Origin of the sequence: Pseudomonas sp. FP1742 (assembly GCF_030687145.1) — a bacterium.
GTDB classification, from domain to species: domain Bacteria; phylum Pseudomonadota; class Gammaproteobacteria; order Pseudomonadales; family Pseudomonadaceae; genus Aquipseudomonas; species Aquipseudomonas frederiksbergensis_D.
Window position 1 is genome coordinate 1,428,047 of the sequence record NZ_CP117460.1, and the last position, 20,706, is coordinate 1,448,752.

The 20,706-nt window shown below is 60.1% G+C and carries 17 protein-coding genes; 14 read left to right on the plus strand and 3 right to left on the minus strand.

Annotation, left to right across the window (positions count from 1 at the left end; all coding sequences use genetic code 11):
* Positions 1 to 178 precede the first annotated feature (178 nt).
* The 10 genes from PSH64_RS06350 (at position 179) to pcaC (ending at position 10,009) form a co-directional block, all read left to right on the plus strand.
* Entirely contained in the window at positions 179 to 1,525 is a 1,347-nt protein-coding gene (locus PSH64_RS06350; protein WP_305480279.1) for an MFS transporter, read from the plus strand.
* Between the two features lie 214 nt (positions 1,526 to 1,739).
* A complete protein-coding gene (locus PSH64_RS06355; protein WP_018926877.1) occupies positions 1,740 to 2,597 on the plus strand; it encodes a CoA transferase subunit A in 858 nt (285 codons plus the stop codon).
* Complete coding sequence (locus tag PSH64_RS06360) at positions 2,597 to 3,376, plus strand: CoA-transferase subunit beta (RefSeq protein WP_019580916.1); 780 nt, start codon at positions 2,597 to 2,599, stop codon at positions 3,374 to 3,376. Before PSH64_RS06355 ends, PSH64_RS06360 begins: the two co-directional genes overlap by 1 nt.
* On the plus strand, positions 3,373 to 4,578 hold the full coding sequence (gene pcaF, locus PSH64_RS06365) for a 3-oxoadipyl-CoA thiolase (RefSeq protein WP_305481115.1): 1,206 nt from the start codon (positions 3,373 to 3,375) through the stop codon (positions 4,576 to 4,578). Before PSH64_RS06360 ends, pcaF begins: the two co-directional genes overlap by 4 nt.
* 53 nt (positions 4,579 to 4,631) lie before the next feature.
* Entirely contained in the window at positions 4,632 to 5,336 is a 705-nt protein-coding gene (gene pcaH / locus PSH64_RS06370; protein ID WP_019580914.1) for a protocatechuate 3,4-dioxygenase subunit beta, read from the plus strand.
* A gap of 1 nt (position 5,337) precedes the next feature.
* On the plus strand, positions 5,338 to 5,904 hold the full coding sequence (pcaG, locus tag PSH64_RS06375; RefSeq protein WP_105348382.1) for a protocatechuate 3,4-dioxygenase subunit alpha: 567 nt from the start codon (positions 5,338 to 5,340) through the stop codon (positions 5,902 to 5,904).
* A 193-nt stretch (positions 5,905 to 6,097) separates the two neighbouring features.
* Entirely contained in the window at positions 6,098 to 7,393 is a 1,296-nt protein-coding gene (locus PSH64_RS06380; RefSeq protein ID WP_105348380.1) for an MFS family transporter, read from the plus strand.
* 45 nt (positions 7,394 to 7,438) lie between these two features.
* Complete coding sequence (locus PSH64_RS06385) at positions 7,439 to 8,803, plus strand: 3-carboxy-cis,cis-muconate cycloisomerase (RefSeq protein WP_305480282.1); 1,365 nt, start codon at positions 7,439 to 7,441, stop codon at positions 8,801 to 8,803.
* Between the two features lie 11 nt (positions 8,804 to 8,814).
* On the plus strand, positions 8,815 to 9,606 hold the full coding sequence (gene pcaD, locus PSH64_RS06390) for a 3-oxoadipate enol-lactonase (protein ID WP_305480283.1): 792 nt from the start codon (positions 8,815 to 8,817) through the stop codon (positions 9,604 to 9,606).
* Between the two features lie 10 nt (positions 9,607 to 9,616).
* The gene (gene pcaC / locus PSH64_RS06395; RefSeq protein WP_028939260.1) at positions 9,617 to 10,009 is read left to right on the plus strand and encodes a 4-carboxymuconolactone decarboxylase; all 393 of its coding nucleotides are present in this window, start codon (positions 9,617 to 9,619) and stop codon (positions 10,007 to 10,009) included.
* A 121-nt stretch (positions 10,010 to 10,130) separates the two neighbouring features.
* Here pcaC and PSH64_RS06400 read toward each other — a convergent pair whose 3' ends face one another.
* The gene (locus tag PSH64_RS06400) at positions 10,131 to 11,390 is read right to left on the minus strand and encodes an OprD family porin (RefSeq protein WP_305480284.1); all 1,260 of its coding nucleotides are present in this window, start codon (positions 11,388 to 11,390) and stop codon (positions 10,131 to 10,133) included.
* A 603-nt stretch (positions 11,391 to 11,993) separates the two neighbouring features.
* Between PSH64_RS06400 and PSH64_RS06405 the strand changes: the two genes are divergently transcribed.
* The 4 genes from PSH64_RS06405 to PSH64_RS06420 all read left to right on the plus strand — a co-directional run bounded on the left by PSH64_RS06405 (position 11,994) and on the right by PSH64_RS06420 (position 16,010).
* Positions 11,994 to 12,257 carry an Os1348 family RiPP precursor gene (locus PSH64_RS06405; protein ID WP_305480285.1) on the plus strand — a complete coding sequence of 88 codons (264 nt, stop codon included), beginning with the start codon at positions 11,994 to 11,996 and terminating at the stop codon, positions 12,255 to 12,257.
* Between the two features lie 114 nt (positions 12,258 to 12,371).
* Positions 12,372 to 12,848, plus strand: a complete 477-nt coding sequence (locus PSH64_RS06410) for a GNAT family N-acetyltransferase (RefSeq protein ID WP_305480286.1) — start codon at positions 12,372 to 12,374, stop codon at positions 12,846 to 12,848.
* Positions 12,849 to 12,863: 15 nt separating this feature from the next.
* Positions 12,864 to 14,024: an HEXXH motif-containing putative peptide modification protein gene (locus tag PSH64_RS06415; protein ID WP_305480288.1), complete on the plus strand. Its 1,161-nt coding sequence runs from the start codon at positions 12,864 to 12,866 to the stop codon at positions 14,022 to 14,024.
* Positions 14,025 to 14,039: 15 nt separating this feature from the next.
* A complete protein-coding gene (locus tag PSH64_RS06420; protein ID WP_305480290.1) occupies positions 14,040 to 16,010 on the plus strand; it encodes a DUF692 family multinuclear iron-containing protein in 1,971 nt (656 codons plus the stop codon).
* A gap of 71 nt (positions 16,011 to 16,081) precedes the next feature.
* Here the strand turns inward: PSH64_RS06420 and emhC are convergent, their stop codons facing one another.
* Both emhC and emhB read right to left on the minus strand, forming a co-directional pair.
* Positions 16,082 to 17,542, minus strand: a complete 1,461-nt coding sequence (gene emhC / locus PSH64_RS06425) for an efflux RND transporter outer membrane subunit EmhC (RefSeq protein WP_105348362.1) — start codon at positions 17,540 to 17,542, stop codon at positions 16,082 to 16,084.
* Positions 17,542 to 20,703 carry an efflux RND transporter permease subunit EmhB gene (gene emhB, locus PSH64_RS06430; protein ID WP_105348360.1) on the minus strand — a complete coding sequence of 1,054 codons (3,162 nt, stop codon included), beginning with the start codon at positions 20,701 to 20,703 and terminating at the stop codon, positions 17,542 to 17,544. Before emhB ends, emhC begins: the two co-directional genes overlap by 1 nt.
* Positions 20,704 to 20,706 lie beyond the last annotated feature (3 nt).

Here is a 20,706-nt window from a genome sequence, read left to right on the forward strand (position 1 = left end):
GCGACGACCCAATAATAATGAGAAGAGGCATCGTCATGCGCACGTTTCCCCACTGTCGCTGTTCCCACCGGTTCAACTGCCGAAACCGGATCGCCTGATTCCCGACCTCCTTTTCTTGCGACAGCGTCAGCCGCGGCTGGCACTTGTTCGACTGCGTTCTTTGCGTGGAATAAAAATAATGAACCAGCCTCAGTCTGCTGTAGGAAGCTGCCTCGATGTGCAGTCCTTCATCAATGCTCAACCCATTTCGCGCTACCAATGGCGAGTGGTGATCCTGTGTTTCCTGATTGTCTTCCTCGATGGCCTCGACACCGCGGCCATGGGGTTTATCGCGCCGGCACTGTCCCAGGACTGGGGCATCGATCGCGCCAGCCTCGGCCCGGTGATGAGCGCGGCATTGATCGGCATGGTCTTCGGCGCCTTGGGTTCCGGGCCGTTGGCTGACCGCTTCGGGCGAAAAGTCGTACTGGTGAGCGCGGTGCTGTTGTTCGGCGCCTTCAGTCTGGCGTCGGCTTACAGCACCAATGTCGATCAATTGCTGGTACTGCGGTTCCTCACCGGCCTGGGCCTGGGCGCCGGCATGCCGAACGCCACAACATTGCTGTCCGAATACACCCCGGAGCGCAAAAAGTCCCTGCTGGTGACCAGCATGTTCTGCGGCTTCAACCTCGGCATGGCCGGTGGCGGGTTCATCTCGGCCAAACTGATCCCGGCCTTTGGCTGGCACAGCCTGTTGATGATCGGCGGGATTCTGCCACTGATACTCGCCGTCGTATTGCTGTTGTGGTTGCCCGAGTCGGCGCGCTATCTGGTGGTACGCAATCGCGGTACCGACAAAGTGCGCAAGGCCCTGGCGCCGATCGACCCGGCGGCGGTGGCCCAGGCTTCGAGCTTCAGCGTGCCGGAACAGAAAACCGTGAAGGCACGCAATGTGTTCGCGGTGATCTTCTCCGGCACTTACAGCACCGGCACGTTGTTGCTGTGGCTGACGTACTTCATGGGCCTGGTGATTGTTTATCTGCTGACCAGTTGGTTGCCGACCCTGATGCGTGACAGCGGCGCGAGCATGGAGCAGGCCGCATTCATTGGTGCGCTGTTCCAGTTCGGTGGGGTGTTGAGCGCGGTGGGCGTGGGTTGGGCGATGGACCGATTCAATCCGCACAAGGTCATCGGCACGTTCTACCTATTGGCCGGGGTGTTTGCCTACGCGGTAGGACAGAGCCTGGGCAACATCGCGGTGCTGGCGACCCTGGTGCTGGTGGCCGGGATGTGTGTCAACGGCGCGCAATCAGCGATGCCGTCGCTGGCGGCGCGGTTTTATCCGACGCAAGGCCGGGCGACCGGTGTGTCGTGGATGCTTGGGATTGGCCGCTTCGGCGCGATCCTCGGGGCGTGGATGGGCGCAACGTTGCTGGGCCTGGGCTGGAACTTCGAGCAGGTGCTGACAGCGCTGGTGATTCCGGCTGCGTTGGCGACCACGGCGGTGGTGATCAAGGGCATGGTCAGCCATGCGGATGCGACCTGAGGGCGACTTTCAAGATGTGATCGTTTCCACGCTGAGCGTGGGAACGATCTGAGAGAGAACGATAGCGAGGTAACAATCTGTTCGATAAACGAACACTCAGTCGATTATCGGATTGTTTGAGTTTTTCCAGGGGCTTAACCTTCAGTCATTCCGGCGCTGAACCTCGCGCCCTTTTCTACCACTGTCGGTTCATAACAAAACGGGAGCCTGCCCCATGGCTGAAATCCTTTCGCTGCATGACGCGGTGAAGCAGTTCGTCAACGACGGTGATACCGTCGCGCTCGAAGGCTTCACTCACCTGATTCCTACGGCGGCGGGTCACGAAATCATTCGCCAGGGCAAGAAAGACCTGACCCTGGTGCGGATGACGCCTGACTTGATCTACGACCAGTTGATCGGTGCCGGTTGTGCTCGCAAACTGATTTTCTCCTGGGGGGGCAACCCCGGCGTCGGTTCGCTGCACCGTCTGCGTGACGCAGTCGAGCGGCAGTGGCCGCATGCGCTGGAAATCGAAGAACACAGCCACGCCGACCTGGCCAATGCCTACGTCGCGGGGGCTTCGGGCTTACCGTTCGCGGTGCTGCGTGCCTACGCCGGTTCCGATCTGCCGAAGGTCAACCCGCTGATCAAGACCGTCACCTGCCCGTTCACCGGCGAAGTGCTGGCGGCGGTGCCGTCGGTGCGCCCGGACATCACCGTGATTCACGCGCAGAAGGCTGACCGTCAAGGCAACGTGCTGCTCTGGGGCATTCTCGGCGTGCAGAAAGAAGCGGCGCTGGCGGCCAAGCGCTGCATCGTCACTGTCGAAGAAATCGTCGATGATCTCAATGCACCGATGAACGCTTGCGTGCTGCCGACCTGGGCCTTGAGCGCGGTCTGCCACGTACCGGGCGGCGCGCATCCGTCCTACGCCCACGGTTACACCGAGCGTGACAACCGCTTCTATCAGGCCTGGGACCCGATTGCCCGCGACCGTGAAACCTTCACCGCCTGGATCAACGAGTACATCCATGGCTGCGCTGACTTCAGCGAGTTCCAGGCCAAGCTGGCCGCTGCTTCGGAGGCCAAGTAATGACTTACACCACCAATGAAATGATGACCGTCGCCGCCGCCCGCCGCCTGAAAAACGGTTCGGTGTGCTTCGTTGGTATCGGCCTGCCGTCGAAAGCCGCCAACCTGGCGCGACTGACGTCCTCGCCAGATGTAGTCCTGATCTACGAATCGGGTCCGATTGGTGCCAAGCCCAGCGTACTGCCGTTGTCGATCGGTGACGGCGAGCTGGCGGAAACCGCCGACACCGTCGTCCCGACCGGTGAGATTTTTCGCTATTGGTTGCAGGGCGGGCGCATCGACGTCGGCTTCCTCGGCGCCGCGCAAGTCGACCGCTTCGGCAACATCAACACCACGGTGGTCGGCGACTACCATCAGCCGAAAGTTCGCCTGCCGGGTGCAGGTGGCGCGCCGGAGATCGCCGGTTCCGCCAAGAGCGTGCTGATCATCCTCAAGCAGTCGGCGCGTTCGTTCGTCGACAAGCTCGACTTCATTACCTCGGTTGGTCATGGCGAGGGCGGTGATTCGCGCAAGCGTCTCGGCCTGCCGGGCGCCGGTCCTGTCGGCATTATTACCGACCTGTGCATCATGGAACCGGAAGCCGGCACCCATGAATTCGTGGTCACCGCGCTGCACCCAGGGGTGACCCGCGAGCAAGTGATCGCGGCCACCGGTTGGCCGATTCGTTTTGCCGACACCGTTGAAAACACTGCCGAGCCAACTGAAGTCGAGTTGACCGCGCTGCGTGATCTGGAAGCCCGTACCGCGGCGGCCCACGGCCAAGCACCCGGAGAAGCCTGATGCGTGACGTTTATATCTGCGACGCGATTCGCACCCCCATCGGCCGTTTCGGCGGTGGCCTGTCGGCGGTTCGCGCCGATGACCTGGCCGCCGTGCCGATCAAGGCGCTGATGGCGCGCAACCCGTCGGTGGACTGGAACGCGGTGGACGAGGTGTTCCTCGGCTGCGCCAACCAGGCCGGCGAAGACAACCGCAACGTGGCTCGCATGGCGTTGCTGCTGGCGGGGCTGCCGGAAACCATTCCGGGTGTCACCCTCAATCGCCTCTGCGCTTCGGGTATGGACGCTATCGGCACTGCGTTTCGGGCCATCGCCAGCGGTGAGATGGAGTTGGCGATTGCCGGTGGCGTCGAATCGATGTCCCGCGCGCCGTTCGTGATGGGCAAGGCCGATGCGGCGTTTTCACGCAACATGAAGCTGGAAGACACCACCATTGGCTGGCGTTTCATCAACCCGTTGATGAAAGCCCAATACGGTGTCGATGCGATGCCGCAAACTGCCGATAACGTGGCCGACGATTACGAAGTTTCCCGCGAGGATCAGGACGCTTTCGCCCTGCGCAGTCAGCAACGGACAGCCGCCGCGCAAGCCGCAGGATTTTTCGCCGAAGAAATCGTTGAAGTGCGCATTGCCCACAAGAAGGGTGAAACAGTGGTCAGCCAGGACGAACATCCTCGCGCCGACACCACGCTCGAAACCCTGGCCAAACTCAAACCGGTCAACGGCCCGGACAAAACCGTCACCGCCGGCAATGCCTCGGGTGTGAACGATGGCGCGGCGGCGCTGATTCTGGCCTCGGCCGAAGCGGTGAAAAAACACGGCCTGACCGCCCGCGCCAAAGTGCTCGGCATGGCCAGTGCCGGCGTCGCGCCACGGGTGATGGGGATCGGTCCGGTGCCGGCGGTGCGCAAATTGACCGAGCGCCTGGGCCTGGCGGTGAGCGATTTCGACGTGATCGAACTCAATGAAGCCTTCGCCAGCCAGGGTCTGGCGGTGCTGCGTGAACTGGGGCTGGCGGATGACGCGGCCCAGGTCAACCCCAACGGTGGCGCCATTGCCTTGGGCCATCCGCTGGGCATGAGCGGTGCACGTTTGGTACTGACCGCACTGCATCAACTGGAAAAGACCGGCGGCACGAAAGGCCTGGCGACCATGTGCGTGGGTGTCGGCCAGGGTCTGGCCTTGGCGATCGAACGGGTCTGACACGCTTGGCTGTGAATAAGAAGCGTCGACTAATAAGAACTGAGGAAAGCGCAATGACTGACAAACCTGGTTACCGTCGCCCGCAAGCGGGCACTCAGCCGGAATACCTGCACCCTCCTTATCAATCCACCAACCTTCGCTCGCCGTCCAAGCCGTTGGTGTTTTTGCCTCATTCGCTGTCGGAAATCACCGGCCCGACCATCGGCGCCGAGCGTATTCAGGAGCGGGACAACGACCTGACCGCCCAGCACTCGGGCGAGCCATTGGGTGAACGGATCATCATCCACGGCCGTGTGCTGGATGAGGACGGCCTGCCGGTGCCGGGCATTCTGGTGGAGATCTGGCAGGCCAATGCCGCCGGTCGTTACAACCATGCCCGCGACCTGCACGACGCGCCGCTGGACCCGAACTTCACCGGCACCGGTCGTACCGTGACCGACGCCGAAGGTTGGTATCAGTTCCAGACCATCAAGCCCGGTGCTTATCCGTGGGGTAACCACCATAACGCCTGGCGCCCGGCGCATATCCATTTCTCCCTGTTCGGGCCGAGTATTCTGACGCGCCTGGTGACCCAGATGTATTTCCCGGGTGACCCGTTGCTGGCCTACGACCCGATCTACAACTGCGTGCCCGATACCAGCGCCAAAGAGCGTTTGATCGCCAGTTTCGACCTGGAAAAAACCATCCCTTCCTATGCCCTCGCTTATCGTTGGGACATCGTTTTGCGCGGCCGCGACGCCACGCCGATGGAGAAATAAGATGACGCTGAACGCGACCACGTCCCACACCGTCGGACCGTACTACCACATCGGCCTGACCTGGCTGAACCGTGAAGACCTGACCGTTGCACAGACCCTCGGCGAGCGTGTGGCGATCACCGGGCAAGTCGTCGATGGCAACGGCGACTTCGTCAACGACGCCATGCTCGAAGTCTGGCAGGCCAACGCCGCCGGCAAATACGACCACCCCGAAGATGATCAGGACAAACCCCTGGACCCGAACTTCGAAGGGTTTGGCCGAGTGCCGGTGGATGCGCAAGGGCGCTTCCGCTTTACCACGATCAAGCCGGGCACCGTGGAAGGGCTGAAGGGCACGACCCAGGCGCCGCACCTGGTGGTGCTGGTGTTTGCTCGCGGGTTGGTGAAGCACCTGCTGACGCGGATTTACTTTGATGGCGAACCGGCCAACGTGGCGGATCCGCTGCTCGAATGCGTGCCTGCCGAACGTCGTGGCACCTTGTTGGCGAAGCAGGATGCTACGGGTGTTTATCAGTGGAATGTGATTCTGCAGGGGACGGATGCGGAGACGGTGTTCTTCGATTATTGAGAGAACACCACAAAACCTGTGGGAGCGGGCTTGCTCGCGAAAGCGGTGTGTCAGGCGACATCAATGTTGACTGTGCCGCCGTCTTCGCGAGCAAGCCCGCTCCCACAGGGAATCGTGTCGTTAATGCATTTGCGGAACGGGGCTATTGCTAAATGTGTCTAGACTCTCACGGTCCCCAAAAGAGTAAAAAACAATGACTACTCTCACTGCTCTCTACACCCGTGAAGAACGCAACAAAAGGATCTTCGCGATTGTCGGCGCCTCGTCCGGCAACTTGGTCGAGTGGTTCGATTTTTACGTCTATGCCTTCTGCGCGATCTATTTCGCGCCTGCCTTTTTTCCGTCCGATAACCCCACGGTGCAGTTGGTCAATACCGCGGGCGTGTTTGCCGCCGGGTTTCTGATGCGCCCCATCGGCGGCTGGATTTTCGGTCGGTTGGCGGACAAACACGGGCGCAAGAATTCGATGCTGATCTCGATTCTGATGATGTGCTTCGGTTCGTTGCTCATTGCCTGCCTGCCGACCTACAACAGTATCGGTGTCTGGGCGCCGATACTGCTGCTGTTCGCGCGCTTGCTGCAGGGTTTGTCGGTGGGCGGCGAATACGGCACCACCGCGACCTACATGAGCGAAGTCGCCCTCAAGGGCCAGCGCGGGTTCTTCGCGTCGTTCCAGTACGTGACACTGATTGGCGGACAGTTGCTGGCGGTGTCACTGGTGGTGATCCTGCAGCAGTTCCTCAACGAGGATGAGTTGCGTGCCTACGGCTGGCGGATTCCGTTCGTGGTCGGTGCGGTGGCTGCGTTGATTTCATTGTTCCTGCGTCGTGCGCTCAAGGAAACCAGCAGTAAGGAAATGCGCGAAAGCAAGGATGCCGGCAGCATTGGTGCGCTGTTCCGCGATCACAAGGCAGCCTTCATCACCGTGCTGGGTTACACCGCCGGCGGTTCGCTGATTTTCTACACCTTCACCACGTACATGCAAAAGTACCTGGTGAACACCGCCGGCATGCACGCCAAGACCGCCAGCTACATCATGACCGGCGCGCTGTTCCTTTATATGTGCATGCAACCGCTGTTCGGCATGCTCGCGGACAAGATCGGCCGGCGCAATTCGATGCTCTGGTTCGGCGCCCTCGGGACGTTGTTCACCGTGCCGATCCTGTTGAGCCTGAAAAGTGTCAGCAGTCCGTTGCTGGCGTTTGTGCTGATTACCGTGGCGTTGGCGATCGTCAGTTTCTACACCTCGATCAGCGGTCTGGTGAAAGCCGAAATGTTCCCGCCCGAGGTGCGCGCCTTGGGCGTCGGCCTGGCGTATGCGGTGGCCAATGCGATCTTCGGCGGTTCGGCGGAATATGTAGCGCTGAGCCTTAAAGCCGGGGGCATGGAAAACTCCTTCTACTGGTACGTGACGGTGATGATGGCGGTGGCGTTCCTGTTCAGCCTGCGCTTGCCGAAACAGCCGAAGTACCTGGAAAACGACCTTTGATCTTTCCGCGGGGGTCGTACTGGCCCTCGCCTGCAAGGACTGTTTATGAATCAGCGACCGGGCAATCAATTGTTCGATGCCTATTTCACGGCGCGCGACATGCGCCAGGTGTTCTGCGATCAAGGCCGGGTCCAGGCCATGCTGGATTTCGAAGCCGCATTGGCCCGGGCCGAAGCGCGGGTTGGCCTGATTCCGCAAGCGGCTGTCGCGTCTATTGAAGCGGCCTGTAAAGCCGAGCATTACGATTTCGCCGCCCTCGGCGAGGCGATTGCCACGGCGGGCAATTCGGCGATCCCTTTGGTCAAGGCACTGGGCAAGCAGATCGCCCAAAGCGATGCCGAAGCCGAGCGCTACGTGCATCTGGGCGCGACCAGCCAGGACGTGATGGACACCGGCCTGGTGTTGCAATTGCGCCGCGCGCTGCAACTGATCGACGCTGATCTGGCGCAACTGGGGGAAACCCTCGCGACCCAGGCCTGGCGTTACGTCGCCACACCGCTGGCCGGACGCACCTGGTTGCAACACGCGACGCCGGTCACCCTCGGCATGAAGATCGCCGGTTGGCTGGGCGCCGTGACGCGTAGCCGCCAGCGTCTGCTGGAACTCAAGCCGCGCCTGCTGGTGCTGCAATTCGGTGGCGCCTCCGGCACCCTCGCAGCCCTTGGCGATCAGGCGATGCCGATTGCCGAAGCCTTGGCCGCGGAACTGCAACTGACCTTGCCGGAACAACCCTGGCACACCCAGCGCGATCGTCTGGTGGAGTTCGGTGCGGTGCTTGGCTTGATCGCCGGCAGCCTGGGCAAACTCGGCCGCGACGTCAGCCTGTTGATGCAGACCGAAGCCGGCGAAGTGTTCGAACCGTCGGCGCCGGGCAAGGGCGGTTCCTCGACCATGCCGCACAAACGCAACCCGGTGGGCGCGGCGGTGCTGATCGGGGCCGCAACGCGGGTGCCGGGTTTGCTCTCGACCTTGTTTAGCGCCATGCCCCAGGAACACGAGCGCAGCCTGGGCCTGTGGCATGCCGAATGGGAAACCCTGCCGGAGATCTGCTGTTTGGTGTCGGGCAGCCTGCAGCAAGCGCTGTTGGTGGCTGACGGGCTGGAAGTGGATGCCGACCGGATGACGCGCAACCTCGACCTGACCCAGGGCCTGGTGCTGGCCGAGGCGGTGAGCATCGTCCTGGCGCAACGGGTCGGTCGCGACACCGCGCATCATCTGCTGGAGCAATGCTGCAAGCGCGCCGTGGCCGAGCAACGTCATCTGCGCGCGGTACTCGGCGACGAGCCGCAAGTGACCGCCGAACTGTCGGACGCTGAACTCGATCATCTGCTGGACCCTGCCCATTACCTCGGTCAGGCCCATACCTGGGTCGAGCGCGCGGTGGCCGAACATTTTGCATTGACTGCCTGAAGGAGACTGCTGTGGCATTCGTACAACTCGCCGAAGGCGAATTGCATTACCAACTCGATGGACCTGAAGGCGCACCGGTGCTGGTGCTGTCCAACTCACTGGGCACCAATCTGCACATGTGGGACGCGCAGATGCCGGCCTTCACCGAGCATTTTCGCGTACTGCGTTTCGACACCCGTGGTCACGGCAAATCATTGGTGACGCCGGGGCCCTACAGCATCGAGCAACTGGGCCGCGACGTGCTGGCGCTGCTGGATGCCTTGCACATCGAGCGCGCGCATTTCTGTGGCCTGTCCATGGGCGGGTTGATCGGCCAGTGGCTGGGGATCAATGCCGGTCAGCGATTGAACAAACTGATCGTGTGCAACACCGCGGCGAAAATCGGCGATCCATCGGTGTGGAATCCACGGATCGAAACCGTGCTGCGCGATGGCGCGGCGGCGATGGTCGCATTGCGCGATGCGTCGATTGCGCGCTGGTTCACTCCGGACTTTTCTGCGGCGCATCCAGGTGTAGCCAAACAGATTACCGACATGCTCGCGGCCACTTCCCCTGAAGGCTACGCGGCCAACTGCGCGGCGGTGCGCGATGCCGATTTCCGCGACCAACTGTCCTCGATCAAGGCTCCGCTGCTGGTGATCGCCGGCACTGAAGACGCAGTAACGCCGCCGTCTGGCGGGCATTTCATTCAGCAACACGTGCAGGGCGCCGAGTACGCCGAGTTCTACGCCGCGCACCTGTCCAACGTCCAGGCCGGTGCTGCGTTCAGCGACCGGGTGCTGGCGTTTCTTTCAGGTCATTGAGGGATTTTTTGTGGACGAGAAACAACGTTACGACGAGGGCATGAAAGTCCGCCGCGCAGTACTGGGCGACGCTCACGTCGACCGCAGCCTGAATGCGCTGACCGAGTTCAACTCGGAGTTCCAGGAAATGATCACCCGCCACGCCTGGGGCGACATCTGGACCCGCCCGGGCCTGCCGCGCCATACCCGCAGCCTGATCACCATCGCCATGCTGATCGGCATGAACCGCAACGAAGAACTCAAACTGCACCTGCGCGCCGCCGCCAACAATGGCGTAACCCGTGGCGAGATCAAGGAAGTGATCATGCAGAGCGCGATCTATTGCGGAATTCCGGCGGCCAACGCGACGTTCCACCTGGCCGAGTCGGTGTGGGATGAGTTGGGGGTTGAATCGCGGGAGTAACTGTCCTCCACAATTCCTGTGGGAGCGGGCTTGCTCGCGAAAGCGGTGGATCAGTCGACATCATTGTTGAATGTCACACCGCCTTCGCGAGCAAGCCCGCTCCCACATTTGGTTTGGGGGTTTACAGCAGGCTGATCGGGTAGCTGACGATCAACCGGTTCTCGTCGAATTCGTTGTTGCTGAAGTCGCGGCGGATGGTGGAGTTACGCCATTTGACGTTGAGGTCCTTGAGTGCGCCGCTCTGCACGGTGTAGCCCAGTTCGCTTTCACGGCCCCATTCCTTGCCGTCGCTGGTGGTGGCGGTGTGTACGTTGTCGCCGCTGATGTAGCGGTTCATCAGGGTCAGGCCCGGCACGCCCAGAGCGGCGAAGTTGTAGTCGTGGCGCACTTGCCAGGAGCGTTCCCTGGCGTTGTCATAGCTGGAGTTGTAGCTGTCGTTGGCCAGGGTGCCGCCGCTGGTGCCGTTGACCCGCATCCAGGCGTTGTCGCCGGTGAGTTTTTGCAGGCCGACGTAAAAGGTGTTGCCACCGTATTTGGCCGAGAACAGGCCCGACCAGGTCTTGTTGTCCAGCTCGCCCGCCCGGGCGCTGCCGTCATCCTTGCCGTAGAAGAACCCGAGATTGGCGCCCAGGGTCCAGTCGCCCAGCGGCTGGGTGTGGATCAGGTTGATATATTGCTGGCTGTAGATGTCCTTGAGTTCAGCATTCCACAGGCCGATCTGAGTGCGCTTGTCGTTGAAGACGTATTCGCCGCCCTGGAAGTTGAAGCGGTCTGAGGTGAACGCCGCTTTGCCGGTCATCGACATGTCATTCATGCTGCTGTCGTCGCGCGGGCTGTTGGCGCGGAACTGGCCGCCGTAGAGCGTCAGGCCATTGATTTCCTTCGAGGTGATCTGGCCACCACGGAAAGTTTGAGGGAGCGAGCGACCGTCGTCCGAACGCAGGATCGGCAGCACCGGCATCCATTCGCCGACTTTCACTTCGGTCTGGGACAGCTTCGCCTTGAACGCCACATTGGTGCGGCCAAAGTTGTCCGCCGGGCGACCATCGTGATCCAGCGGCAGCAACTGCGTACCGCCAGTGCCTTTACCGCCGTCGAGCTTGACCGAATACAACCCCAGCACGTCCATGCCGAACCCGACGGTGCCCTGGGTGAACCCGGATTTTGCGTCGAGGATGAAGCTTTGTGTCCACTCTTCAGCCTTGCCCTGAGCCTTGGTCGGATTGGTGAAGTTACGGTTGATGTAGAAGTTGCGCAGGTTCAGGTTGACCTTGGCGCCTTCGACAAAGCCCGCTTCCTCGGCCATGGCGGGCAGGGCCGCACCGGCCAGTGCGATGGCGATCAGGCTGGGAAACAAATACTGCGGGGTGGAGGAAGTCATGGGCTCGGGTCTCTCTAATTGTCAGGGATAAAGCAGTACACAGCCGCAACCAAGAGGTCGCAGACACAAGAATCGAATTCGGATAAAGGATCGGGTCAGCCGGAGCGGGGAGGGCGCGTAGTCATGGTGTCGGACCTTGTTGTTATTGATTTTGCAGGTGCGGGCAATGGTGCGAGGGATGGACAGGGGGATTCAATTGGGTGGATGGGGTTTTGGGCGATTATCGAACGCTAATCGACGCCAGCCGGGACACGGACGGTATGAGGCATTCTTAATCAAATCCTATCGTTATTCGGGTTGATAACAGGTATCCGGGTGCGTGTTTTATGAATGGCGCTTTTTATGTTAGATGGAAGTGCTTAATGCTTTGGTTGTAAGAAGCTTCTTACAGTTATTTCTGTAATTAAAGATATATGGGTAATCGCCAGTTAAACTTAAGGATTGGCATTATCGGTTATCGTGAAAAGATTTAAAGACAGTTGCTGACATTGCTGGAAAACAAAGGAGGTCTTGCTATATTCAAAATCCTCAGGGCAGGCAAAGGAAATTTATGCCTCGTCAGGAGTACTTTTTTATCAGGCTGAAATAACAAGGAGAAACACCATGCCCACAAGAGCTGTTAATCAGGAGCGTCTTGCTACGGTTTTAGGTCGCGCCCTTCTCGATAAGGAGTTTGCTGAGCAACTGCATAAAGACACCGAGGCCGCTGTAAAAGGAATAGGTGTGCACTTAACTGCTACTGAACTCGCAGCCGTAAAGAACATTGATACTGCAAAGCTGGGAAGTGCCGGCGCGGGTATTCGCGACAAGTTGGGTAATGCCGCGATATTCGACCAACAACAGAATGTACAGGCACAAATGGATTAACGATCGGTGATGCCGTTTGGCGTGCCACGTAAAGCCGGTCGATTTGTGCGGTACGCCAAATGGCTCGATTCAATACCAGTACAACAACGTGGTCGAACAGGGAGTGAATGCCCCATGTCTGTCACCCTGGCTCCAATGGATAACGCGGATTTCGTGACGTTCGCCGAAAGAGCCGTTGCCGAGTATGGCCAGGGCATGGTCGCCTCAGGTGAGTGGGGGCGGGAAGAGGCATCGCAAAAGTCCAGGAACGTCTTCGAGCAATTGTTGCCGCAAGGGCGACTGACTGAAAACAATCAACTCTGGGTAATCAAGGACGAAGACCGGCGCATCGGTGAACTGTGGATCGCCCTGCGACATGCCGGTACCCGGCTGAGCGCTTTTATTCTGGATATCTACATTGAGCCCGGCGAACGCCGTCGGGGTTATGCCAGGCAATCAATGTTGGCCGCCGAGTCGTGGGCGCGCCAGGCGGGGTGTGAGGAAATACGCTTGCATGTATTTGGCCGCAACGAGGCGGCTCGTGGTCTTTATGAACAACTGGGTTATGGCATCGCCAGTCTGACGATGGCGAAGCCGTTGCCGTCTGCCTAAGGGAAGGTTTGAAAAATGGATATCGGGAACAGTGGACAACGTGAGTTATCCGTCGACGATTTATTTCAAGGCACGACATTTCTCCCTGATACGGAGTCCTCTCGATTTGACGTATTACTGGAGCGTGTCAGCCGAAATCGTTATACGACTTTTACTGTGCTGTATGCCGAACTTTTCAGACTGTTTCCCGATTCACCACGCTTGGCCGTCTTTTTTGAACAAGCGGTGAATCTTATATTGCTTGAGTCTCAGGAGCAGCATCCGATTATTAATGATCCGGTATTTCAGATATGGCAGGGGCTGACGTTTCGTCATACCAATCTGGTGTTGACCGAAAAATCTGAAGAGACAGGCGAGTTGGAAAAACTGCTGATCGGATTTCCCGATATGCTGGCGCGGGTAAAGGCAAAAGATACATCCCGTTTGATTCATGATTGCCCGCCGGTGTATCGATTCGATGTCGATCCGCTCATCGCGATGGCGGCACCACCCAGTTATAAGTTTCCGGAAGATGAAGCGACCCGCAAGCAATTGGAACGTGATGGTCACCCAGTGCGTTTCTTTAGCGATATCGTGAGTATTGCCTTGTTGCGAATAGAGCACACCTGGCCCGCCTGCCATGAGCGGTTCAAGAAGCTGGTCAAGGCCATTTGTTATTTGCCCGATGGCTCATTTCGAAGTTGTTCGGCGTCCCGTTACACCGGGGTCATCCTGTTGTCGAGCCGGGACAATTCGATACTCGATCTGGAAGAGTCACTGGTGCATGAGGCCACTCATCAACTGCTCTATTACATTGTCGAAATGTGCCCGGTGATCGAAGAAGTCGCCTCGCGGGAGGCGTCGTTCACCCTGCCGTGGTCAGGGCAGAAGCGTGATTTGTACGGCTATTTTCATGCGTTTTACGTGTATATCGCATTGGTCAAATACCTGGAGCGGGTCCGCTCGCGCTCGTCCGATGAGTTGCAGCGAGCGCAAAACCGACTGGCGTTCATCATGCGAGGATTGATCCGGGCCTTGCCGGATCTGCAAGCCAGTGGCGATTTCACGCCCCAGGGACGCCAGCTTCTGGAAAACCTGGCCAAAGAAGTCAGGGCACTGGAGAGCAAGCACGCCGGGTTAATGGCCAAGACGGCGCCGGCGACAGTGCCTGAGCGTGCGCTGGGTGCGACCGCTTGAGCCCGGGAGGCGATCATGGCGATGTTTGATGCTGCGCAATTTCCCGAGGCAGGGGTAGGGCTGGAATACCACTTGCCGCGACGCGGTCCTCGGCATGACAGTTCGCAGGAAGGGCTTGATCCAACCGTCGAACGGATTCTCGCCGAGGGCCTGCCGCACTTTGACTATGTCGAATTTCAGCCGACCCATTGCATCCTCGAGCCGCGCTTGCTCGAGGTCGGCGTGCAGACACCGAGCCTGCTGCATTCGTCCAGTTTGTCCCTGGGCAGCGTGGGGATCGCGATGGATCGCGAATTTCTGAACATGACGCGGCGACTGTGCGACAAAACCCGCTCGCCGTGGCTGGCCGAGCATATTTCCTGGTCGCGTTTCCACGGTGGCGACACGCAGCATTTCATTTTGCCGACCCTGGCCCAAGAGGTGGCTGACACGGTGGTGGCCAATGCCATCGAATTGCGCGAGCTCACGGCCACACTGCTGGTGCTGGAAAACGCGCCGCGCTTGTTTTCATTCTCGGGTGGAGAAGAACTGCCCGAAGGTGAATTCATCTCCAGTGTGGTGGAGCGCAGCGGGGCGGGTTTCCTCCTGGATCTGGACAGCGCGATGGCGACCGCCAGAACCCAGGGGTATGACCTGAACGACTATTTGCGTTCGTTGCCGCTGGACCGATTGATTGAGGTTCACACCGGCCATCCGCAGCGGGATTGGGAGATCTTGCGCCAACTGTTCGCCTCATCCCCGGTGAAAGCGATCACCCTGGAGTGGGATATTTCCCGCAGAACCGATGACGCGGAACTGCTGACGTTGATCAAGGCCATCAAGTCCTTGAAGCCCAAGGCCCTGTTCTGGCGGGGCCGTAATCAACAGGGCGCGCAAGAGGCCCTGGCGGAGGATGCGCAGACTCCTTTGCGACTCAGGGAGAGCACCTGGCTCAGCATCGGGACGGAGTCGTTTTTTATTCGGGATCGGCAACGAGACCTGAGCCTGGAGTTTGGCGCGACGTTGCTGCCGTTACTGCGCCATTTCCTGAGCCCGCAAACGCTGGAAAGTGCCTTGTTGCTGCCGGGTGTTTTGCAAAGTCCTGCACAGGACGACAACCTGGCGTTTCTGAGGACACTGGTCAGCCAGGGTGTTTTGCTGCCCGTGGCGAATCAATCGGATTCGGTCACCTGTAACGAAGGTAAGCATCCGCTCAACCTTTGGACCCGCTGGGACGCCGCGCTGGAGTTTTACCTGAGTACCCGGACCGGCTCGCACACGCCCTACATCAGCGTTGCCGAGCTGGATACGGAGCTGGAGCAAAAGGCCTCGACGCAACGCCAGCCCTCGGCGTTCAAGGACTATTGGTCCCATCCGTTCATCGCCCTGGAAAATCCGCTGCTGACGCCCTGTGCGATCACTCAGCCGACGCTGCTGGACTCGCTGTGCAATCGCCGCACGTCACGAACCTTCAGCGACCAGCCGTTGAGTTCGGCGCAACTGTCTTTGTTGCTCTATTACACCTGGGGCGCGACCGTCATGGAGCAGAACCGCATGGGCGACTACTTCCTGAAGAAGACCTCGCCGGCCGGCGGATCGCTGCAGGGCACCGAGGTGTATGCGGTGCTGATGAACGTGCAGGGTTTCGAGCGGGGGCTTTACCACTATTCAGTACGCCGTCATGGGCTTGAGCTGATTTCCCTGGAAGATCCGCGAACCTGGATCAGCGAGGCCTGTGGTGGACAGGCGTGGATCAAGGATGCGGCAGCGGTGTTCGTTTCCACGGCGCGGGTCGAGCGAATGGCCTGGAAATACGAGTTCAGCCGCGCACTGCGGGTGGCGCTGATGGATGCGGGGCATCTGAGTCAGACCTTTTCACTGCTGGCCACCGCCCTGGGCCTGGGCAGCTTCACCACTGCGGCGTTACGCGACGAGATGTTCGAAAATCGCTTGGGGCTCGATTATCTGGAGGAGCCGGTGTTTCTGGTCAACGGAGTCGGGGGGTGAAGTGAACAGGCTGGTTTATTCACGGCCAACAAAAAGCCCACCAAACGGTGGGCTTCGTGTTTACGGCGCTATCAGAACAACCTCATCTTCGGCGCTTCTTCTTTCAACGGCTCGTTCTTCGCCGTCTGTTCATTCCAGCCACCGCCCAACGCCTTGTACAGGTTGACCGCGCTGGTCAGCTGCGCCAGACGGTCGGTGATCAGTGCCTGTTGGGCACTGAACAGCTGGCGCTGGGCATCGAGGAAGGTCAGGTTGCTGTCGACCCCGATGCGATAACGACGCTCGGCCAGACGGTAGTAGTCCTGGTTGGCGCTGACGAAATCACGCTGAGCCTGCAACTGCTCGGTGTAGGTCTGGCGGGCAGCCAGGCCATCGGCGACTTCCTGGAAGGCCGTTTGAATGGACTTCTCGTAGTTCGCCACGCTGATGTCTTTCTGGATCTTGGAGTAATCCAGGCTGGCGCGCAGGCTGCCGGCGTTGAAGATCGGCAGGTTGATTTGCGGCTGGAACAACCAGGTGCCCGAACCACCCTTGAACAGACCGGACAGGTCCGGGCTCAGGGAACCGGCATTGGCGGTCAGGCTGATGCTCGGGAAGAACGCAGCCCGCGCCGCGCCGATGTTGGCGTTGGCGGCCTTGAGGTTGTATTCGGCCTGGAGGATGTCCGGGCGACGTTGCAGCAAGTCCGAGGGCAGGCCTGCCGGCACGTCGCTCAGCAGGTCATCCGACAGTGGCTTGGCCGCTTGCAGATTGGCCGGGATACCGGTGCCGAGCAGCAACACCAGACTGTTTTCATCCTGGGCGACCTGACGGGTGTACTTGGCCTGTTGCGCACGGGCGTTTTCCACCGAGGTACGCGACTGGGCCAGATCCAGCGCCGAGGCTACACCCACTTCGTTGCTGCGCGAGGTGAGCTTGAAGCTCTCCTCGTAGGCTCCGAGGGTTTCCTGGGTCAGTTTCAGCAGTTCCTTGTCGGCCTGCCAGGTCAGGTAGGCATTGGCCACGCTGGCCACCAGACTGATCTGCGTGCTGCGCCGTGCTTCTTCAGTGGCGAAGTACTTCTGCAGGGCTTCTTCGCTCAGGCTGCGCACCCGACCGAACAGGTCGAGTTCATAGGCGCTGATGCCGACGGTAGCCGAGTAGGAGCTGCTGATGGCCGCTTCACCGGTTTGCGAGGCCCGTGCCGGAACCCGCTGACGGCTGCCGCTGCCGGTGGCCGAAACCGCCGGGAACAGATCAGCGCGCTGGATGCGGTATTGAGCCGCATAAGCGTCGATGTTCAGCGCCGCGACACGCAGGTCACGGTTGTTTTCCAGCGCGGTCTGAATCACCTGTTGCAGCGCCGGGTCGTGGAAAAACTGCTTCCAGCCCTGTTCGGCGGCGGCCTGGTTGGGCGCCTGGGCCGACGAGTACGCCGGGCCTTGCGGGTATTGGCCCGCCACCGGTGCTTCAGGCCGCTGATAATCGGGTATCAGCGAGCAGCCACTTAGCACGAAGGCGGTGACTGCCAGGGAGAGTAGCGACTTGCTCATTAGCCAGCCTCTTGAGGAGTTTTAATGGCGTCATCCTGGTCGGCGACTTTGCGCTGGCCCATGGACGACACGGTAACGAAGAACAACGGGACCCAGAAGATCGCCAGGATCGTGGCCGTGAGCATACCGCCAATCACCCCGGTACCGATCGCATGTTGGCTACCCGAACCTGCACCCGTGGAAATGGCCAGCGGTACCACGCCGAGCACGAACGCGAGCGAGGTCATGATGATCGGTCGCAGACGCATCCGGCAGGCTTCGATCGCTGCATCGCGCAGGCTACGTCCTTGCTCATGCAGTTCCTTGGCGAACTCGACGATCAGAATGGCGTTTTTCGCCGCCAGACCGATGGTGGTCAACAGCCCCACCTGGAAATACACGTCGTTGGACAGGCCGCGCAGGCTGGTCGCCATCAGCGCACCGATAATCCCCAGCGGCACGACCAGCATGACCGCGATCGGAATCGACCAGCTTTCATACAACGCCGCCAGGCACAGGAACACCATCAGCAGTGACAAGGCGTACAACGCGGGTGCTTGCGAGCCGGACAGACGCTCCTCATACGACAGACCGGTCCAGGAAATACCGACACCGGCCGGCAGTTTCTTGGCCAGTGCTTCGACTTCGGCCATGGCTTCACCGGTGGAATAGCCGGGCGCCGGGGCACCGAGGACTTCCATCGCTTCGACGCCGTTGTAACGGGCCAGTTTCGGCGAACCGTAGATCCATTCACCCCTGGCGAACGCCGAGAACGGAACCATGGTGCCGGCGCTGTTGCGCACGTACCACTTCTTCAGGTCTTCAGGGCTCATCCGAGCGCCGGGCAGGCCTTGCACGTAAACCTTCTTCACTCGACCGCGGTCGATGAAGTCGTTCACATAGCTACTGCCCAGGGCAATCGACAGAGTGTTGTTGATGTCGGTGAGGGTCACACCCAGGGCGCTGGCCTTCTCATCATCGATTTCCAGTTGGTACTGCGGTTCGTCATTCAGGCCGTTCGGACGGACTTGCGACAAGACCTTGCTTTGCGCCGCCATGCCGAGGAACTGGTTACGGGCTTCCATCAGTTTGTTGTGACCGAGCCCGGCGCGGTCCTGAAGGAACACGTCGAAACCGGTGGCGTTACCCAGTTCCAGTACCGCCGGTGGCGCGAAGGCAAACACCATGGCATCGCGGAAGGTAAAGAAGTGCTGTTGGGCACGGGCCGCCAGTTTGAACACGCTGTTGTCGGCGTTACGTTCATCCCACGGTTTGAGCATGATGAACGCCATGCCCGAACTCTGACCACGGCCGGCGAAGTTGAAGCCGGTCACGGTAAACACCGAGGCCACCGCATCGCCTTCGCCGCCATCCTTGCTCGGACGCAGCAGGAACTCGCGCATCTCGTCCACGACCACTTGTGTGCGCTGGGAGCTGGAACCGGCCGGGGTTTGCACCTGAGCGAACAGTACGCCCTGGTCTTCTTCGGGCAGGAACGCCGTTGGAATGCGGGTGAACAGCCAGATCATGCCGACCACGATGATCAGGTACGCCAGCAGGTACGGCGCCTTGTGGGCGAGCATGTTGCCCACGCCACGCTCGTAGCTTTTGACGCCACGGTCGAAGTTGCGGTTGAACCAGCCGAAGAAGCCGCGTTTCGGCGTGCCGTGCTCGCCTTTCGGAATCGCCTTGAGCATGGTGGCGCAGAGCGCCGGGGTGAAGATCAATGCAACCATCACCGACAAGGCCATGGCCGAAACGATGGTGATCGAGAACTGCTTGTAGATCACACCGGTGGAGCCACTGAAGAACGCCATCGGCAACAGTACCGCCGACAACACCAGGGCGATGCCGACCAGGGCACCCTGGATCTGCCCCATGGATTTCTTGGTGGCCTCCTTGGGTGACAGGCCTTCTTCGCTCATGACCCGTTCGACGTTTTCCACCACGACGATGGCATCGTCCACCAGCAAACCGATGGCCAGCACCATGCCGAACATGGTCAGGGTGTTGATGCTGAAGCCGAATGCCGCGAGGATCCCGAATGTACCCAGCAATACCACCGGCACGGTCATCGTGGTGATGACGGTGGCGCGGAAGTTCTGCAGGAACAGGAACATCACCAGGAACACCAGCACGATCGCTTCGACCAGGGTTTCAACCACACCCTTGATCGATTCGGTCACCACCGGGGTGGTGTCGTACGGGAACACCACTTCCATCCCTTGCGGGAAGAACGGCTTCAGGTCATCGATGGTTTTACGCAGGGCCTTGGCGGTATCGAGGGCGTTGGCACCGTTGGCCAGTTTCACCGCCAGACCGGAGGCCGGGCTGCCGTTGAACTGGGCGCTGACGCTGTAGTTCTCGCCGCCCAGGCCGACTTCGGCGACGTCTTTGAGACGAACCTGCGAGCCGTCCTTGTTGACCTTGAGCAGGATTTCCTTGAACTGCTCGGCGGTCTGCAGACGGGTCTTGCCGATAATCGTAGCGTTCAGTTGCTGGCCGGGCAGGGCAGGCAGGCCGCCGAGTTGACCGGACGAGATCTGGACGTTCTGCGCCGCGATGGCGGTTTTCACGTCCACCGGGGTCAGGTTGAAGTTGTTCAACTTGGCCGGGTCGAGCCAGATTCGCATCGCGTACTGGGCACCGAAGACCTGGAAGTCACCGACACCGGCGGTCCGCGAGATCGGGTCCTGCATGTTCGACACGATGTAGTTGGACAGGTCGTCCTTGGTCATGCTGCCGTCGCGCGATACCACGCCGATGACCATCAGGAAGTTTTTCACCGACTTGGTCACGCGGATACCCTGCTGCTGCACTTCTTGCGGCAGCAGCGGGGTGGCCAGGTTCAGTTTGTTCTGGACCTGAACCTGCGCGGTATCGGAGCTGGTGCCCTGCTCGAAGGTCGCGGTAATGGTCATGCTGCCGTCGGAGTTACTTTCCGACGACACATAACGCAGGTTGTCGATACCGTTGAGCTGTTGCTCGATCACCTGCACCACGGTGTCCTGCACGGTTTGTGCAGACGCGCCAGGGTAAGTCACGGAGATCGCAATGGCCGGAGGCGCAATGCTCGGGTATTGGTTGATCGGCAGCTTGAGAATCGATAAAGCCCCGACCAGCATGATCACCAGGGCAATTACCCAGGCGAAAATCGGACGGTCGATAAAAAATTTCGACATGGT

Coding starts and splice junctions, on each gene's coding strand:
- PSH64_RS06405 (WP_305480285.1), top strand. CDS start 11,994: ATGCCCACAAGAGCTGTTAATCAGGAGCGTCTTGCTACGGTTTTAGGT.
- PSH64_RS06355 (WP_018926877.1), top strand. CDS start 1,740: ATGGCTGAAATCCTTTCGCTGCATGACGCGGTGAAGCAGTTCGTCAAC.
- emhC (WP_105348362.1), bottom strand. CDS start 17,542: ATGAGCAAGTCGCTACTCTCCCTGGCAGTCACCGCCTTCGTGCTAAGT.
- PSH64_RS06350 (WP_305480279.1), top strand. CDS start 179: ATGAACCAGCCTCAGTCTGCTGTAGGAAGCTGCCTCGATGTGCAGTCC.
- PSH64_RS06415 (WP_305480288.1), top strand. CDS start 12,864: ATGGATATCGGGAACAGTGGACAACGTGAGTTATCCGTCGACGATTTA.
- PSH64_RS06400 (WP_305480284.1), bottom strand. CDS start 11,390: ATGACTTCCTCCACCCCGCAGTATTTGTTTCCCAGCCTGATCGCCATC.
- PSH64_RS06410 (WP_305480286.1), top strand. CDS start 12,372: ATGTCTGTCACCCTGGCTCCAATGGATAACGCGGATTTCGTGACGTTC.
- emhB (WP_105348360.1), bottom strand. CDS start 20,703: ATGTCGAAATTTTTTATCGACCGTCCGATTTTCGCCTGGGTAATTGCC.
- PSH64_RS06380 (WP_105348380.1), top strand. CDS start 6,098: ATGACTACTCTCACTGCTCTCTACACCCGTGAAGAACGCAACAAAAGG.
- PSH64_RS06360 (WP_019580916.1), top strand. CDS start 2,597: ATGACTTACACCACCAATGAAATGATGACCGTCGCCGCCGCCCGCCGC.
- PSH64_RS06420 (WP_305480290.1), top strand. CDS start 14,040: ATGGCGATGTTTGATGCTGCGCAATTTCCCGAGGCAGGGGTAGGGCTG.
- pcaH (WP_019580914.1), top strand. CDS start 4,632: ATGACTGACAAACCTGGTTACCGTCGCCCGCAAGCGGGCACTCAGCCG.
- pcaG (WP_105348382.1), top strand. CDS start 5,338: ATGACGCTGAACGCGACCACGTCCCACACCGTCGGACCGTACTACCAC.
- PSH64_RS06385 (WP_305480282.1), top strand. CDS start 7,439: ATGAATCAGCGACCGGGCAATCAATTGTTCGATGCCTATTTCACGGCG.